This window comes from Blautia sp. MSK.18.38 (assembly GCF_024460535.1).
In the GTDB taxonomy this organism is placed as follows: Bacteria; Bacillota; Clostridia; order Lachnospirales; family Lachnospiraceae; genus Blautia_A; species Blautia_A fusiformis.
The window spans coordinates 159,407-173,457 of record NZ_JANFYP010000003.1; the positions used below are offsets into that span (position 1 = coordinate 159,407).

Annotated in this window: 20 protein-coding genes; 18 read left to right on the forward strand and 2 right to left on the reverse strand. The window is 41.6% G+C overall.

What is annotated here, in order from left to right; all coding sequences use genetic code 11:
* Positions 1–109 precede the first annotated feature (109 nt).
* From rplU to NE638_RS03420, 10 genes are all read left to right on the forward strand, one after another.
* Positions 110–415 carry a 50S ribosomal protein L21 gene (gene rplU / locus NE638_RS03375; RefSeq protein WP_015525170.1) on the forward strand — a complete coding sequence of 102 codons (306 nt, stop codon included), beginning with the start codon at positions 110–112 and terminating at the stop codon, positions 413–415.
* Between the two features lie 12 nt (positions 416–427).
* Entirely contained in the window at positions 428–748 is a 321-nt protein-coding gene (locus tag NE638_RS03380) for a ribosomal-processing cysteine protease Prp (protein WP_173745775.1), read from the forward strand.
* Positions 749–753: 5 nt separating this feature from the next.
* Positions 754–1,041, forward strand: a complete 288-nt coding sequence (gene rpmA, locus NE638_RS03385) for a 50S ribosomal protein L27 (protein ID WP_015525168.1) — start codon at positions 754–756, stop codon at positions 1,039–1,041.
* A 64-nt stretch (positions 1,042–1,105) separates the two neighbouring features.
* A complete protein-coding gene (gene obgE / locus NE638_RS03390) occupies positions 1,106–2,398 on the forward strand; it encodes a GTPase ObgE (RefSeq protein WP_021652070.1) in 1,293 nt (430 codons plus the stop codon).
* An 11-nt stretch (positions 2,399–2,409) separates the two neighbouring features.
* Complete coding sequence (gene yhbY / locus NE638_RS03395; protein ID WP_021978046.1) at positions 2,410–2,700, forward strand: ribosome assembly RNA-binding protein YhbY; 291 nt, start codon at positions 2,410–2,412, stop codon at positions 2,698–2,700.
* Positions 2,701–2,716: 16 nt separating this feature from the next.
* The gene (gene nadD, locus NE638_RS03400; RefSeq protein ID WP_021652068.1) at positions 2,717–3,358 is read left to right on the forward strand and encodes a nicotinate-nucleotide adenylyltransferase; all 642 of its coding nucleotides are present in this window, start codon (positions 2,717–2,719) and stop codon (positions 3,356–3,358) included.
* A complete protein-coding gene (gene yqeK / locus NE638_RS03405; RefSeq protein WP_015525164.1) occupies positions 3,345–3,959 on the forward strand; it encodes a bis(5'-nucleosyl)-tetraphosphatase (symmetrical) YqeK in 615 nt (204 codons plus the stop codon). Before nadD ends, yqeK begins: the two co-directional genes overlap by 14 nt.
* A gap of 6 nt (positions 3,960–3,965) precedes the next feature.
* Positions 3,966–4,355: a ribosome silencing factor gene (gene rsfS, locus NE638_RS03410; protein WP_173745776.1), complete on the forward strand. Its 390-nt coding sequence runs from the start codon at positions 3,966–3,968 to the stop codon at positions 4,353–4,355.
* A 92-nt stretch (positions 4,356–4,447) separates the two neighbouring features.
* Complete coding sequence (locus NE638_RS03415) at positions 4,448–4,594, forward strand: hypothetical protein (RefSeq protein ID WP_015529224.1); 147 nt, start codon at positions 4,448–4,450, stop codon at positions 4,592–4,594.
* A gap of 104 nt (positions 4,595–4,698) precedes the next feature.
* Positions 4,699–5,376 (forward strand): hypothetical protein, encoded by a 678-nt coding sequence (locus NE638_RS03420; protein WP_117657182.1) that lies wholly within the window; start codon positions 4,699–4,701, stop codon positions 5,374–5,376.
* Here the strand turns inward: NE638_RS03420 and NE638_RS03425 are convergent.
* Together NE638_RS03425 and lexA are read right to left on the reverse strand one after the other, a co-directional pair.
* Positions 5,357–5,704: a hypothetical protein gene (locus tag NE638_RS03425; protein ID WP_029732399.1), complete on the reverse strand. Its 348-nt coding sequence runs from the start codon at positions 5,702–5,704 to the stop codon at positions 5,357–5,359. The genes NE638_RS03420 and NE638_RS03425 overlap by 20 nt on opposite strands.
* A 421-nt stretch (positions 5,705–6,125) precedes the next feature.
* A complete protein-coding gene (lexA, locus tag NE638_RS03430) occupies positions 6,126–6,746 on the reverse strand; it encodes a transcriptional repressor LexA (RefSeq protein WP_015525162.1) in 621 nt (206 codons plus the stop codon).
* 214 nt (positions 6,747–6,960) lie between these two features.
* Between lexA and NE638_RS03435 the strand changes: the two genes are divergently transcribed.
* The 8 genes from NE638_RS03435 to NE638_RS03470 all read left to right on the forward strand — a co-directional run bounded on the left by NE638_RS03435 (position 6,961) and on the right by NE638_RS03470 (position 13,901).
* Positions 6,961–8,403, forward strand: a complete 1,443-nt coding sequence (locus tag NE638_RS03435; protein ID WP_244092768.1) for an HlyD family efflux transporter periplasmic adaptor subunit — start codon at positions 6,961–6,963, stop codon at positions 8,401–8,403.
* A 19-nt stretch (positions 8,404–8,422) separates the two neighbouring features.
* Positions 8,423–9,115, forward strand: coding sequence for a YggS family pyridoxal phosphate-dependent enzyme (locus NE638_RS03440; protein ID WP_173745777.1), 693 nt, complete (start codon positions 8,423–8,425; stop codon positions 9,113–9,115).
* Positions 9,116–9,139: 24 nt separating this feature from the next.
* Positions 9,140–9,793 (forward strand): cell division protein SepF, encoded by a 654-nt coding sequence (locus NE638_RS03445; protein WP_173739457.1) that lies wholly within the window; start codon positions 9,140–9,142, stop codon positions 9,791–9,793.
* Between the two features lie 4 nt (positions 9,794–9,797).
* Entirely contained in the window at positions 9,798–10,550 is a 753-nt protein-coding gene (locus NE638_RS03450) for a YlmH family RNA-binding protein (protein WP_021652062.1), read from the forward strand.
* Between the two features lie 20 nt (positions 10,551–10,570).
* On the forward strand, positions 10,571–11,662 hold the full coding sequence (aroB, locus tag NE638_RS03455) for a 3-dehydroquinate synthase (protein WP_110103147.1): 1,092 nt from the start codon (positions 10,571–10,573) through the stop codon (positions 11,660–11,662).
* A 62-nt stretch (positions 11,663–11,724) separates the two neighbouring features.
* Complete coding sequence (gene lspA, locus NE638_RS03460; RefSeq protein ID WP_330603353.1) at positions 11,725–12,195, forward strand: signal peptidase II; 471 nt, start codon at positions 11,725–11,727, stop codon at positions 12,193–12,195.
* 47 nt (positions 12,196–12,242) lie between these two features.
* Positions 12,243–13,157, forward strand: a complete 915-nt coding sequence (locus NE638_RS03465; RefSeq protein ID WP_015525156.1) for an RluA family pseudouridine synthase — start codon at positions 12,243–12,245, stop codon at positions 13,155–13,157.
* 102 nt (positions 13,158–13,259) lie between these two features.
* A complete protein-coding gene (locus NE638_RS03470; protein WP_022427272.1) occupies positions 13,260–13,901 on the forward strand; it encodes a cytidylate kinase-like family protein in 642 nt (213 codons plus the stop codon).
* The last annotated feature ends 150 nt before the right edge of the window (positions 13,902–14,051 follow it).

Consider the following 14,051-nt stretch of genomic DNA (forward strand, 5'->3'; position numbering starts at 1 on the left):
TATGTCACTGTTATGATAATCGAGTATGCCGCACAAAGAGGTTAAAGAGCTTCAGTTTCAGAACAGGAGCCACCGAATTTGGCGAGTAAATAATTAGGAGGTGCCACAGATGTACGCAATTATTGCAACAGGTGGTAAACAGTACAAGGTTGCCGAGGGTGACGTAATTAAAGTTGAAAAGCTCGGTGTAGAAGCTGGTGAAACCGTAACATTTGACAACGTGATCGCAGTCAGCAATGACGGATTAAAGGTTGGCGAGGATGTAAAAGATGCCAGTGTTACCGCTTCTGTAGTTGAAAACGGTAAGAATCGCAAGGTCATCGTTTACAAATACAAACGCAAAACTGGATATCACAAGAAAAACGGACATAGACAGCAGTACACCAAAGTTAAGATCGAAAAGATTAACGGTTAATCTGGTGTCATCATGATTACAATTAAAGTCAGAAAGAAAAACGGATCTTACGAAGAATTTATTTCGAAGGGACATGCCGGTTATGCAGAAGCCGGACAGGATATTGTCTGTGCTGCGGTATCTGCACTGATCATTACCACGGTGAATTCTCTTGAGGAATTCACAGATGATAAATTTGATGTGCAGGAAAAGGATGGATTTGTTTCCATTCATTTCAGAAATGATCTTTCTGAACGGGGGATGCTCCTTATGGATTCCTTACTTCTCGGTCTGACGGAAATTGCTGGTAGTTATAACAATCGATATTTGACAGTAAAAGTCAAGGAGGTGTAACAACAATGATGAAGATGAACCTTCAGTTATTCGCACATAAAAAGGGAGTTGGTTCTACAAAGAACGGTCGTGATTCCGAGTCTAAGAGATTAGGTGCGAAAAGAGCAGACGGACAGTTTGTAAAAGCCGGAAACATTCTTTACAGACAGCGCGGAACCAAGATTCACCCAGGTGAAAACGTAGGCTGCGGTAAAGACTATACTTTATTTGCACTTACAGACGGAGTCGTAAGATTCACAAGAAAAGGTCGCGATAAGAAACAGGTTTCTATCGTTCCTGTAGACGCAGAGTAATGAAATAGGTAAAAGGCTTCAAATCGATCCGGTTTGGAGCCTTTTTTTGGAATAGAGGTGTAATATGTTTGCAGATAGAGCAAGGATCATTATCCGCTCCGGTAAAGGCGGCGACGGACATGTAAGCTTCCGACGTGAGCTGTATGTACCCAATGGCGGGCCGGATGGCGGCGATGGTGGCCGTGGCGGTGATGTGATTTTTGAGATCGACGAGGGCCAGAATACTCTCGGAGACTACAGACACAGAAGAAAATATAAAGCTGAGGATGGCCAGGAAGGCGGTAAAAAACGCTGCCATGGTGCAGACGGTAAGGATGTGGTCCTGAAGGTTCCGGAAGGTACGGTGATCATGGATGCGGAATCCGGCAAGGTCATCGCGGATATGTCCGGTGAGAATCGCAGACAGGTCGTATTAAAAGGCGGTCGTGGTGGAAAAGGCAATCAGCACTATGCAACAGCTACCATGCAGGTACCGAAATATGCCCAGCCTGGACAGCCGGCTCAGGAACTTGAGGTTCTCCTTGAGCTTAAAGTGATCGCAGATGTCGGTCTGGTAGGATTTCCGAATGTTGGTAAATCTACTTTCCTTTCCCGTGTGACAAATGCACAGCCGAAGATCGCCAACTATCATTTTACAACATTGAGCCCTAATCTTGGAGTTGTAGATACTGATAACGGCGGCTTTGTTATCGCTGATATCCCGGGACTGATCGAGGGTGCATCAGAAGGTGTGGGACTTGGACATGAATTCCTCCGTCATATTGAGCGTACACGAGTTATCATCCACATTGTAGATGCCGCTTCCGTAGAAGGTCGTGATCCAGTGGAGGATATCCACAAGATCAATAAAGAACTGGAGGCCTACAATCCGGAAATTGCAGCAAGACCGCAGGTGATCGCAGCCAACAAGATTGATTGTATTTTTGATGATGGCGAAGAAAGCCCTATTGATCAACTGAAAGCAGAATTTGAGCCACAGGGTATTTCGGTTTATCCAATCTCAGCCGTTACCGGGCAGGGTGTCAGAGAACTCCTTTTCCATGTGAAAGAGCTTCTGGATAAGAGCCCGATGAAACCGGTAGTGTTTGAACAGGAATTCTTCCCGGAAGATGTTCTTGTAAATGAAAATCTTCCGTTTACTGTGGAGCGCAGCGAGGAAGATCCGGAAGTATTCCTTGTGGAAGGTCCTAAGATTGAAAAAATGCTTGGCTATACAAATCTGGATTCTGAGAAGGGATTTGCCTTCTTCCAGAAATTCCTGAAAGAGGGCGGTATCCTGGAGGAACTGGAAAAAGCCGGTATCCAGGAAGGCGATACGGTTCGTATGTATGGCTTTGATTTTGATTATTATAAATAAGAGGTATGACAATGACAAGTAAGCAGAGAGCATATTTAAAAGGCCTTGCCATGACAATGGATCCGATCCTTCAGCTTGGCAAGGGTGGTCTTACTCCTGAAAATACCGCTGCTGTTGAGGAAGCTCTTGCAGCAAGAGAGCTGATCAAGATCAGCGTTCTTCAGAACTGTCTGGAGGATCCACGTGAAATGGCACAGGTTCTTGCAGAGAGAACAAGATCTCAGGTAGTACAGGTGATCGGTAAAAAGATCGTTCTCTACAGAGAAGGTAAAAAGGACAAGAAAAAAATCATTCTTCCGTAATCTCGGGAGGTTATAAATGAGCAAAGCAACAAAAAAAATAGGAATCATGGGTGGTACTTTTGATCCCATTCATATGGGGCATTTGATCCTGGGAGAAAAAGCCTATGAACAGCTTGAGCTTGATAAAGTTTTGTTCATGCCCTGCGGAAATCCACCTCATAAACGGAACCGTAAGGGCAGAGCGACTGATGAACAGCGTGCGGAAATGGTCCGTCTTGCCATAGAGGATAATCCTCACTTTGAGCTGTCTCTGATCGAGATGCATGAGGAAGGCTATACGTATACTTACCGGACTCTGGAACAGCTGAATAAAGCGAATCCGGACACAGAGTATTATTTTATCATCGGTGCAGATTCGCTTTTTAATTTTGATACCTGGATGGAACCGGAACGCATTTGTCAGGAAGCAGTACTGGTAGTGGCAACCAGAGATCATACTCCATTGAAGGAACTTGATCAGCAGATGCAACTTCTGTCACAGAAGTATAACGGGAATTTTATTCGACTGGATACCATGAATATTGATGTTTCCAGTGAGCTGCTCCGTTCCTGGCATGAAAGCGGGCAGAGTCTCCGCTATTATGTTCCCAAGCCTGTGATTTCCTATATTGAGAAAAACGATATCTATAAAGGAAATGATTCAGATGGGAAAATATGATTTTATCAAGATAAAAAAGAAACTTTCCAAATATCTGGATGAGGCCAGATTTGAGCATACAATGGGGGTTATGTACACTTGTGCTGCGCTTGCCATGGTTTATGATTATGATCTGGAGGATGCACAGGCTGCAGGACTTCTTCATGACAGTGCAAAGTGTATTCCTAATAAAAAGAAACTGAAGCTGTGCAGCCAGCATGATATTCCGGTATCAGATTTTGAAAAGGATCATCCGTTTCTTCTTCATGCCAAACTGGGGGCTTATGTGGCCAGCAGTAAATATGATATTAAAGACGAAGAGATCCTGACAGCGATCACTTATCATACAACAGGAAGACCGGGAATGAGCCTTCTTGAGAAGATCGTATATATTTCAGACTATATTGAACCAATGCGTGACAAAGCTCCGAATCTTGCGAAGGTGCGAAAGATTGCTTTTGAAGATCTGGATGAGTGTATGTATGAGATTTTAAAGGATACACTGGAATATCTGGAGGAAAATCCCAAGGAAATCGACAGTACGACCAGGGATGCTTATGTTTATTATAAAGAACTCCATGACAGAAAAATGCAGGATGCAGCCAACAGACAGGAGGATTAAAATTCTATGAGTATCGAAAAAGAGATGGTCCGGATCGCCTGCAAGGCACTGGATGATAAAAAAGCAAAGGATATCAAGATCATTGATATCCATGAGGTTTCCGTGATCGCAGATTATTTTGTGATCGCAAGTGCTTCCAACCAGAATCAGGTACAGGCAATGGTTGACAATGCAGATGAAATGCTTGGCCGTGCCGGATATGAAGCAAAACAGATCGAGGGAACCAGAAACTCCAGCTGGGTCCTCATGGATTACGGTGACATGATCATCCATATCTTTGATGAGGAAAACAGACTTTTCTACGATCTTGAGAGGATCTGGAGAGACGGCAAGATTCTTGATGCGGAAGAATTTCTTGGTGAGAATTATACAGAAGTAACTAGCATTTTTCTATAATTTGTAAAAACAATTATTCTGTAGCAAACCAACCAACAAAACGAAGCGTATTACTGGCAAAACCGGTGATACGCTTTTTTAATGGAGGCAAAATGAAAAAATTTAAAGCTAAAATCTACCTAAAAAACAAAAAAGAATTAAATGAATACCTAAAAAATCTCGTAAAAATAAAGAAAAACCCTACTTTAGAAGATGTGAAATTTTCATTCAAGTGGGGAACAATCCCTTGTGACCAATAACTACCATTTGGAAATATCAGGGAAAAAGAAGATGTGGAGGAAATATAATTATAAATAACGAAATACCTAAAACAATTCCGGTCGCAGACTATGCCGGATATATTATGAAAAATTTTAAACCGGATGTCATAAAATTCAAAAAGCCTGAATCGGAATGGACAGAAGAAGAACATACAGAATATACAAAGTGGGTTCTTAAACTGTCTATGGCACATAGATTCAAGCAACAAATACAGGAGAATAAGCCCTTAACAAATAGGGACAAAAGGATTATAGAGCGTTTTAGAAGTGGCGCAGATTTCTTTGGCGAAAAAATATGTGGCAAAGAAACATCAAGACTATTCGAACAACCATATACTTTTGATCTATTTGATGAGTGGCAGGAAAAGCACTTTAAAGAACACCCGGAAGACAAAGATAAAACAATCGAAGAGTTATTTGACATACGGCTTTCTGAACAGAAGCTATATCATTACAAAGAAGTAAACGGCAAATATTATGGTGCAGAAATCCCAAAAGAAATACATTACACAGAATATTTCCGATATCTATATTTCAATGTAAAGTATGAATTTAGTGAGAAAACATATTACAGATCTATCCCATATACAGACAAGGATAAGCAAGAAAGTATATGGGATAGGGAACGCTGCTTCGTTGCACAAGAAATCAGTGAATGGAGAGTGGACGAACTAGAAGATTGGCAGCGAGATCTTATTGAAAAAATAAGAGTCGGTGTTGAGCTGAAAGACGATGATATTGTTAAAGCAATGGGTTATTAAAATCTAAATGATGGTTCTTATAAAACATCTTTAGGCGAATTATGACTTCTCGTTCTTTACGAAGTTTAGCAAGAGATTCTTCATCAGATGAAACATGAGCCTCTTTAATCGAGGAATCCAACGATTTATGATAACAACAACAAGCAGAATATACAACCAGGTGATTATTTAATAGCCATTGTTCATCTATTAAATTTGAGTCTAAATAGTCAACACATTTTGATGTGGCTTTTTTGCATTCTGGTTGTTCGTAACAGCTTTGATTTAGCTCAAAAAGATAATTTGTCAAAGCATTACGTATGATAGAGTGAAAATCTTTGTTATCCATATTCTCAAAGCTCCTTTCTAAATACTCACCTATGGCAGTAGGCTGTATATATAGTATAGGGGCTGAACGAGAATAAGACAACAATAATAGTGCTTTCACACTTCATAGCAACAAAATCTAAATAAAATTCTGATTTTATTTAGACTACTAATCGTCTGAAGCAAGCAAATATTGCTTAAAACAGAGGATAACGATTTTTACGAAAAACAGAAAAATCATGTTTGCGAAAGGATAAGAATGAGTAAAATTTGTTATATTGGTTTACTGTAAAAATATTATGTGAACTAAATAAGAAGAAATCAAAAAGCAGAAGTTTTCTGCTGAAAAAAAGAGAGATATCTTTGTGGGGCTGTACAGCTACCTTAAAGATATCTCTCTTTTTAGATCACATTACATTGGGTGGGATCTGTTGTTTATATTTTCATGAAAAGAAACGAAATACACCAAATACTTTGCCGAGGATCTGCAGATTACCGGTGATGATGATCGGTTCCATATTGTCGTTCTCCGGCTGAAGTCGATAATAACCATTTTCTTTGTAGAAAGTCTTAACTGTTGCAGAATCATCGATCAGAGCAACTACCATGTCGCCGTTTTCTGCTGTTGCCTGCTGCTTTACAAGAACCTGATCTCCATCAAAAATACCTGCATTGATCATACTGTCGCCTTTGACAGTCAGCATGAAACTTTGTTCATTGGGCATATATTCAGCCGGGATCGGAAAGTAAGCATCGATATTTTCCACTGCCAGGATCGGCTGTCCGGCAGCAACAGTGCCTACAAGAGGAACATTGACAACCTCGCGGCGGACCAGATTGAAATTATCATCAATGATCTCGATCGCACGGGGCTTGGTGGCATCTCTGCGGATATATCCGTTTTTTTCCAGAGCTTCCAGATGGGAGTGAACGGAAGATGTGGATTTCAGGTTTACTGCTTCACAGATTTCACGGACGGAGGGCGGAAAACCTCTGTTAAGGATCTCATTTTTCATATAATCCAGTATTTCCTGCTGCTTTTTACTGATTCTGCCATATGTCATGTGTACTTACCTCCCTGGGTTGATTTTATCTGCTGTCGACCATAATATGACAGCATCACGAAATTATATTTTGAATAGTATAACATACTTTTGAAAAAATGGCAAACGGATATTCGGAAAGTATGTTCGCACGTTTTAAAGCTTGTATTCATTTAAATAAAATGTTACAATAAAACGAACTTTAAGAGATGAACGATGTAAAGGAGGCATTCATTTGCCGGATAATAAAGTACATTCCGGAAAAACTCCGGGATTCTTAGCAAAGCTTCGTAAAATTTTTGGTCTGAACATTGGAACTGTAATGTTCGGAGCAATTTTTATCTATATGATCTTTAGTGTGATTCTTTATCTTACAGCTTCTCATATGGAATCTTATCAGGTTCCCTCCGGTCCGTTATCCATGAATGAGACATACACAGGGCTGACGATCATGACAGAGAACGTAGTGCAGGCAGATGCGGGCGGTTACGTTACATATTACGCAAGGGAAGGTACCAAGATCAATGCCAACGGTGCTGTCTACAGCCTGAACAGTTCAAGATCTGCAGACAATGTAACCTCTCTGAGCAGAGAGGAACTGGCGGATATACGCAGTAATATGCAAAGCTTTTCCAAAGGATTTGATCCCAGCAAATTCAACAGTGCCTATAGTTTTAAATATCAGCTCAATGGAAGCATCCTTCAGTATGCTTCAGACAGTTCGGGAGCTTCTTCTGCAAGCACGACGTCTGAAGATGGAGAGGAAGCCACAGTTACAACAATAGTTTCCAGTGATCCGAATATCCGCCGTGCGCAGACAGACGGGATCATCCTGTATTCTACAGATGGCTACGAAACCAAAACCGTTGATAATGTCACAGCTGCTGATTTTGATCAGAATTCCTATCAGGAAACGGATCTGAAAACAGATGGACAGATAAAGGCCGGAGATGATATTTATACGATCATTACAGATGAACGCTGGAGTCTTTTGATTCCTTTAAGTGAGAAGCAGGCTGCTAATCTGAAGGAGCGTACATCGATCCGTGTCAAGTTCCTGAAAGATGATCTGACGCAGACAGGAGACTTTTCGATCATGGAGATCGATGGGGCTAAATACGGTAAGATTGATTTTAATAAGGGACTGATTCGATATGCGTCAGACCGGTTTCTGGAAATAGAACTTGTCACGAACAATGTGACAGGTTTAAAGATCCCGTTATCTTCTATCGTAACGAAGGAGTTTTATGCAATACCTTCCAAATATCTTACGACGGATGATGAAACACAGCAATCCGGATTTATGCTTTCCGGAAGAAATAAAAAAGGCGACAGTACGATAACCTTTGTCAGTGCCGGTATCTATGGCCGTGATGAGATCACAGACAAAGAAACACAGGAAACAAGCTATATTTATTACGTAGACAAGAATAAATTTAAAGAAGGCGATGCTCTTGTTGAGCCGGATAGTGGAGAGAAGTTTATCATCGGAGATACAGAAGTTCTGGAGGGAGTTTTCTGTGTCAATCAGGGATATGCGGTATTCCGCCGGATCGAGATCCTGGATGAAAATGAGGAATATGCGGTTGTATCAAAGGAAACCTATAATGGGCTTGTCCGATATGACCGTATTGTGAAAAATGCAGATAAAGTAAGTGAACAGGATATACTTTACTAATTAAAGGAGGATTTATATCATGGTAGCGGAAAATTTGGCACAGGTGCGGAAAAATATTAATGAATCCTGCAATAAAATTAACAGAGATCCGAATGAAGTCACACTGATCGCAGTAAGCAAAACCAAACCGGTGGAGATGCTGAAGGAGGCTTATGATGCCGGAGCACGTGTCTTTGGAGAGAACAAAGTGCAGGAGATCGTGGATAAATATGATCAGATGCCTTCAGATGTCAAATGGCATATGATCGGACATCTTCAGCGTAATAAAGTAAAATATATTGTGGATAAAGTTGCAATGATCCATTCTGTAGATTCGCTTCGCCTGGCCGAGACGATTGAAAAAGAAGCAGCGAAAAAAGCGGTTATTGTTCCGATCCTTATAGAAGTAAATGTAGCGCAGGAAGAAAGTAAATTTGGTCTGAAACCGGAAGAAGTTTTACCGCTTATAGAACAGATCGCAGATTTTTCACACATTCGGATAAAGGGGCTCATGACAATTGCTCCCTATGTTGATAATGCAGAGGAAAATCGCGAAATTTTCCGTGAACTTAAGAAATTAAGTGTTGACATTGCTGCTAAAAACATTAATAATGTTACTATGAGTGTTCTGAGTATGGGAATGACCGGAGATTACATGGTTGCCGTGCAGGAGGGCGCTACGATGGTGCGTGTAGGCACTGGTATTTTTGGTGCAAGAAATTACGCATTATAAGACTAATAAGATTGGAGATTTAAAATGGGCGTTTTAGACAAGTTTTTAGATGCCATCAAACTGAACGACGATTATGACGATGACGAATTGTTAGATGATAGCCTTCTTGAGGATGAGGACGATTATGAGGACGATTTCCTCGATGAAGATGATGATATGGAAGAGAAACCAAAGAAGAAATTTTTTGAGAAATTTTCCAAGAAAAAAAATGACGAGGAAGAGGATTTTCTGGATGATGAGCCGGAAGATGAAACGGTTAAGGCACCTGTTGCCAAGTCATCTGCAAAGACAGCTGCAGCCAAGGCCCCGGCAAGGCAGGAACGTATTTCCAGACCGGCACCTTCTTCCAAAATCACCCCAATGCGTACAAGCAAGCGTTCTTCCCAGGCTGCAAATATGGAAGTTTGTGTGATCAAGCCTACAACCATGGAGGAAGCAAGAGAAATTGCGGATACACTGGTCGATAATTCTACCGTGATCCTGAATCTTGAAGGAATCGATGTGGAGCTTGCACAGAGGATCATCGATTTTACTTCCGGTGCATGTTATTCACTTGGAGGAAGCCTTCAGCAGGTATCCAGCTATATTTTTGTACTTGGACCATATAATGTAGATATTACAGGTGATCTTCAGAATATCCTTGGCGGTTCTGTGCCGTCTGTTAGAGTGGGTTATTAACCTCATGGATAAAGAAGAACTTTTTGTTAAGAGAATCCGTGAACTGGCAAATCTGGCCTATCAGAGAGATATTACCACATTTACGGATTTTCTTAATTTAAATGAACGGAATATTTTAAACAGTCAGAATTTTCATAAGCTGGGTGTTACAGCGGAAGGTTTTGGCGGATATGAGAATGCAGAGCGTCAGATGGTAGCCTTTCACCCTGATGCTCTTGCTTTTACATGGGATTATCCCATTGATTGTATCCGGCTTGAGCCAAAAGCAGTGAAATTTTCAGAAGATCTGACACATCGGGATTATTTGGGAGCGATCCTGAATCTTGGGGTTGACAGGAGTGTTGTTGGGGATATTCTTATAGAAGATCATACTGCGAGTTTTTTTTGTCTGCGTCAGATGACAGATTTTTTTCTGGAGAATCTGTGTCGTGTAAGACATACCACAGTTGTGGCGTCGAAGATAGAAGATCCGGGTGATCTTCCGAGGCCGGAACTGAAACCAGTTAGTGGAACCTGTGCGTCCGTACGCCTGGATTCTCTGATCGCACTGGCTTTTGGGACTTCCAGAAGCAGTATTGTGCATTGTATTGAAGAAGGGCTTGTTTTTGTAAATGGAAAACTGATCACATCCAATGGTTATGAGCCCAAAGAGGGAGACATCATATCCGTTCGGAAAAAGGGACGTTTTATTTATGATGGGGTATCCCGTCAGACAAAAAAAGGACGTCTTGGAGTACGGATTCTGCTTTATATCTGAACAGCTAGGAGGAAAACGCAATGACAGCATCAAAATTACTTGTAAAACGAGAAGGTGATTTTCATTATCCCATCTGTTTTGAAGAAGATTTTTCTAATCTGGCACAGGTTATGAAGGAAGAAGGACTTGTTGACAGAAAAATCTGCATTGTAACAGATTCTAATGTGGGACCACTGTATGAAGAATCTGTAAAACAGGTTTTAAGTGAGGTAAGTTCCGATATTTCTGTGTTCACCTTTGAGGCAGGAGAAAAAAACAAAAACCTTAATACCGTTTCGGCATTGTATCAGGCCCTGATCCAAAATGGTCTTGACCGAAAAAGTCTGCTTGTTGCATTAGGCGGTGGTGTGGTAGGCGACCTTACCGGATTTGGCGCGGCAACTTATCTCAGGGGGATTGACTTCATTCAGGTACCGACAACACTGCTTGCACAGGTAGACAGCAGCGTTGGCGGAAAAACCGGCGTAGATTTTCAGCAGTACAAAAACATGGTAGGAGCTTTTCACCAGCCACGTCTTGTATATATGAATCTAAGCACTCTTTCTTCGCTTCCGGCAGAACAGTTTGCCTGCGGAATGGGTGAGATTTTAAAAACAGGATTGATCTGTGATGGAGATTTTTTCCGCTATGTATGCTGTGAGCAGAAAGGGATCAAAAAGCTGGATATGGAACGGATTGCCAGAATGGTACGCAGATGCTGTGAGATCAAAGCAGGCGTTGTGGAGCGTGATCCTAAGGAACAGGGAGAGCGTGCGCTTCTTAACCTGGGACATACTGTGGGGCATGCAGTAGAAAAACTTAAGAATTTCACCCTGCTCCACGGACAGTGTGTGGGAGTCGGACTGGTAGCTGCGGCATATCTTTCCATGAAACGAGGACTTCTGACCAAAGAAGAATATCAGGAAATCTGCCAGGGATGTTCGGATTACGATCTTCCGGTGCATGTAGATGGTCTTATCCCGGAAGAAGTTCTTTCCGCAACAAAGAAAGACAAAAAAATGGAACAGGGACATATCAGGTTTATCCTGATGGATGGTATCGGAAAAAGCTTGATCGACAAAACAGTTACCGATGAAGAAATGCTTTCCTGTATTCAGGAGATAACTCTATGATCAGTCGTGTTAACCATCATCAGAAAATGTCTTTTAGTAAGTGTATGTCGGGGGACATTTTTTTGCTGATCTTACTCGTGGCTGCGGATCAGGGAGCAAAATGGCTGTCATATCTGTATCTGAAAGGACAACCATCGGTTTTGCTGATTCCTGGCGTACTTGAACTTCATTATCTCTATCCGGAAAACAGGGGAATTGCGTTTGGAATGTTTCAGGGAAGTGTACTCTTTTTTGCCATTGTGAGTGTACTGTTTCTGGGAGTGATCCTCTATGCATGGATCCGTATTCCGAAAGAGCGGTTTTATCTGCCGTTGCTCACCATTGCTACAGTACTTGCAGCTGGTGCACTGGGAAATTTTATCGATCGTTTTTTCAGAGGGTATGTGATCGATTTTATCTATTTCTCCCTGATCGATTTTCCGGTATTTAATCTTGCGGATGTTTATGTGGTTGTAAGTGGAATTTTTCTGATCCTGTTTGTATGCACGAAATACAGAGATGATGATTTTGCGTTTCTGAATATCAAACAGTGATCCGGGCAGAGATATAATGCATTTATCTGTTCTTGTAGGAGATATAAATGGAAATATATGATTATACAGTAGAAAAAGAAGAATCAGGTATACGAATCGACCGCTATCTTGCTGAGAAAGACAGCGGTCTTTCCAGGTCTTTCCTTCAGAAACTTCTGAAAGAAGGACAGATTACCGTGGGAGAGAAGGCTGCCAAATCTAATTATAAGGTCCGTGAAAATGACAGGATCCATCTGGAGATCCCGGATTCCAGTGAGCCGGATATCGTTCCGGAGGATATTCCGTTGGATATTCTTTACGAGGATGAAGATGTACTGATCGTTAATAAGCCCAAAGGGATGGTTGTACATCCTGCAGCCGGGCATTATCAGGGAACACTGGTCAATGCAGTTATGGCACATTGTGGTGACAGCCTTTCCGGTATTAACGGAGTGATGCGGCCTGGAATTGTCCACAGAATTGATAAGGATACCACCGGGGCACTGTTGGTATGCAAAAATGATATTGCTCACCGGGATCTGGCAGAACAGCTGAAATGTCACAGTATCCGCAGACGCTACCGGGCAGTTGTGCAGGGAAATCTGAAAGAGGATGAGGGAACCATAGAGGGACCTATTGGACGGCATCCGACAGATCGTAAAAAAATGGCCATCAATCATAAAAATGGTAAAGATGCAATAACACATTACAAAGTGCTGGAACGTTTTGGCGAGGCCACGTATGTGGAATGTCGTCTTGAAACAGGTCGTACCCACCAGATCCGTGTGCACATGGCCAGTATCGGACATCCGCTTCTTGGGGACACGGTGTATGGTTCATCCAGAAATCCCTATCATCTGGAGGGACAGGCACTTCATGCAATGATCCTTGGATTTGTTCATCCACGTACCGGGGAATATATGGAATTTACAGCCCCACTTCCGGAATATTTTGTTAAATTGCTGACAAAATTGCGAAAATAGCTGGAAAACTTGTGGAATATAGTGTATAATAACTATATTAAAGAGGAAGCGGAGTTAATATTTGCAAATTCGCTGAATCTGAGCAGAAAGGATGTGGCTGTTATGAGTAACAATACAACAAGTTCTATTATTACTATCGGTCGTAAATATGGCAGCGCCGGAAGACAGATCGGCCAGGAAGTTGCTAAATATTTTGGAATCAAATGCTATGATAAAGAGCTGCTGGAGCACGCAGCCAATGACAGTGGGATCTGCAAGGAGCTGTTTGAGCATCATGATGAGAAGCCAACAAACAGTTTTCTTTATTCTCTTGTAATGGATACTTATTCATTTGGGTATTCCTCAGCCGGATTTACAGACATGCCTATGAACCATAAGATTTTTCTTGCACAGTTTGAGGCAATCAAGAAGCTGGCTTCAGAAGGTCCCTGTGTAATGGTCGGCAGATGTGCGGATTATGCACTTGCAGATAATCCGGATTGTTTCAGTGTATTTGTTCATGCAAACCTTGACTGGCGTATCAACCGTATTGCTCAGAAATACAATAAAAATGCTAAAGAGGCCAAGGACATGATCAACAAAACAGACAAAAGCCGTTCCAGCTACTATAATTATTATACCAACAAGAAATGGGGATCTGCGGACAGCTATAATCTTTGTCTGGATAGCAGCAAGCTTGGCATTGATGGAACTGCGAAGGCAATTATCGAAGCCATTCACATTTATGACAGCCTGAAAAAATAAACATCAGATTTTTAGGCACCCTGCCATTTTATGGCGGGGTGTTTTCTGTATCAGCGCGATACCCTGAAGTCGGAATTTATCTTTGCAGGTTATTGGAAAATAATGTTTATGTTTTTTTTAGACACAAACCAGAGATGCTATGTTATAATC

Excerpts from the sequence above, each read along its gene's own strand:
- rplU (WP_015525170.1), top strand. The coding sequence starts at position 110 with ATGTACGCAATTATTGCAACAGGTGGTAAACAGTACAAGGTTGCCGAG.
- NE638_RS03380 (WP_173745775.1), top strand. The coding sequence starts at position 428 with ATGATTACAATTAAAGTCAGAAAGAAAAACGGATCTTACGAAGAATTT.
- rpmA (WP_015525168.1), top strand. The coding sequence starts at position 754 with ATGATGAAGATGAACCTTCAGTTATTCGCACATAAAAAGGGAGTTGGT.
- obgE (WP_021652070.1), top strand. The coding sequence starts at position 1,106 with ATGTTTGCAGATAGAGCAAGGATCATTATCCGCTCCGGTAAAGGCGGC.
- yhbY (WP_021978046.1), top strand. The coding sequence starts at position 2,410 with ATGACAAGTAAGCAGAGAGCATATTTAAAAGGCCTTGCCATGACAATG.
- nadD (WP_021652068.1), top strand. The coding sequence starts at position 2,717 with ATGAGCAAAGCAACAAAAAAAATAGGAATCATGGGTGGTACTTTTGAT.
- yqeK (WP_015525164.1), top strand. The coding sequence starts at position 3,345 with ATGGGAAAATATGATTTTATCAAGATAAAAAAGAAACTTTCCAAATAT.
- rsfS (WP_173745776.1), top strand. The coding sequence starts at position 3,966 with ATGAGTATCGAAAAAGAGATGGTCCGGATCGCCTGCAAGGCACTGGAT.
- NE638_RS03415 (WP_015529224.1), top strand. The coding sequence starts at position 4,448 with ATGAAAAAATTTAAAGCTAAAATCTACCTAAAAAACAAAAAAGAATTA.
- NE638_RS03420 (WP_117657182.1), top strand. The coding sequence starts at position 4,699 with ATGAAAAATTTTAAACCGGATGTCATAAAATTCAAAAAGCCTGAATCG.
- NE638_RS03425 (WP_029732399.1), bottom strand. The coding sequence starts at position 5,704 with ATGGATAACAAAGATTTTCACTCTATCATACGTAATGCTTTGACAAAT.
- lexA (WP_015525162.1), bottom strand. The coding sequence starts at position 6,746 with ATGACATATGGCAGAATCAGTAAAAAGCAGCAGGAAATACTGGATTAT.
- NE638_RS03440 (WP_173745777.1), top strand. The coding sequence starts at position 8,423 with ATGGTAGCGGAAAATTTGGCACAGGTGCGGAAAAATATTAATGAATCC.
- NE638_RS03445 (WP_173739457.1), top strand. The coding sequence starts at position 9,140 with ATGGGCGTTTTAGACAAGTTTTTAGATGCCATCAAACTGAACGACGAT.
- NE638_RS03450 (WP_021652062.1), top strand. The coding sequence starts at position 9,798 with ATGGATAAAGAAGAACTTTTTGTTAAGAGAATCCGTGAACTGGCAAAT.
- aroB (WP_110103147.1), top strand. The coding sequence starts at position 10,571 with ATGACAGCATCAAAATTACTTGTAAAACGAGAAGGTGATTTTCATTAT.
- NE638_RS03465 (WP_015525156.1), top strand. The coding sequence starts at position 12,243 with ATGGAAATATATGATTATACAGTAGAAAAAGAAGAATCAGGTATACGA.
- NE638_RS03470 (WP_022427272.1), top strand. The coding sequence starts at position 13,260 with ATGAGTAACAATACAACAAGTTCTATTATTACTATCGGTCGTAAATAT.